The sequence below is a fragment of the Halomonas sp. BM-2019 genome (assembly GCF_017584085.1).
Genome location: NZ_CP071922.1, coordinates 4,139,368 through 4,140,579, shown reverse-complemented (window position 1 = coordinate 4,140,579; position 1,212 = coordinate 4,139,368). Strand labels below are relative to the sequence as shown.

Below are 1,212 nucleotides of genomic sequence, written 5' to 3'. Positions count from 1 at the left end.
CTGGTGCGGTTGTCAGTTATCGTGAATCCGGCTCGGGCCGTCCGTTCGTATCAGCAAGTCAGAACAGTGCTGGTGGTTATGATATGGTGAACCTTAACGGACAAGCTAGCGGCTACACGGTAAAAGTGAACCCGCGGTTACCAGGTGTAGCAGAGTTCACTCGCTCGGTTTCTGCAAACAGCACAACTGAAACGCTTGAATTTAACGTTCAGTGTCGTGTTGTCACGGGTACTGGTAGCTAATCGCTGCAAGCGTCACAATCTTTGAATCGAAGCCCCCGTTTGGGGGCTTTTTGTTTTCTCCGTCTGACAGTGAGTGTAGCGGTGAATACCGAGCCTATCTCGTTTTTCCTTACGCTGAACTGATCTTGGACAACCTTGTCTGTTTGTAACATTCTTTGACAATTCAATGCTTAAAGTCTTTGCAACGATCAGGTAAGGTTTTTCGCTGATAAAAAAATAAAAAAGGGACCTTCATGAAGTATCTTGGGATTATCGTTGCAGCTGCGATTGGGTTGTTGGGCTCGTCAGTCGCCCATGCTGACAACGCAAGCGTGCGGGCAGCATTGGGTATTGGCAATGAGTACGGTGGCTTAGGAGTACAGGTTGCACGTACAACAGAGCGCGACCGCTGGTCGATTGGCGCGGGTCTTGCCGGCCATAGCGATTTTTATGGCACTGCGTATGGTGCTGCAATCAGTTATCAGCGTGCAGACCTAATCGGCGTCCGAGAATTGGAGCCGAATCGCCATGCCCTTGGTGTCTTTATCGGGCCAATTGGCACCGAAGGGGAAGCTCAAGTTCGCAATGGGCAAATTGCACTGCGTGATTACAAAGCGGTGATGGGTGCCGGTGTGAATTATCATTATTACCGCCGAGGCATCAATTCGCCGGGTTGGTCGGTTGGTTTCGGCGTTGGCCATGGTAGCGGTGAGCATCGCGATATGACCAATGTGAATATTGCGTTCGGTTATCAGTTCTAAGCAGCGACCCGTGATTCGGTGACACGTCTTTACTTGCTTTTGTCCAATTCGCGGGTATAATGACGCGTCCATTCCGAATGCCTCCTAAAAATCCCTTTACTGAGCTAAATGTATAGGAAAGGTTAGCGTGTCTTCGGAATGAAGAAGAATTCTTCAGGGGTGTAGTTCCAATTGGTAGAACAGCGGTCTCCAAAACCGACGGTTGGGGGTTCGAATCCCTCCACCCCTGC

At 50.0% G+C, this 1,212-nt stretch carries 1 protein-coding gene and 1 tRNA gene; both read left to right on the top strand.

Features of this window, described 5'->3' with window-relative positions:
- Positions 1 to 475: 475 nt before the first annotated feature.
- Positions 476 to 982, top strand: coding sequence for a hypothetical protein (locus J5F18_RS20575; RefSeq protein ID WP_346300332.1), 507 nt, complete (start codon positions 476 to 478; stop codon positions 980 to 982).
- A 155-nt stretch (positions 983 to 1,137) separates the two neighbouring features.
- A tRNA-Trp gene (locus J5F18_RS20570) sits at positions 1,138 to 1,211 on the top strand.
- Position 1,212 lies beyond the last annotated feature (1 nt).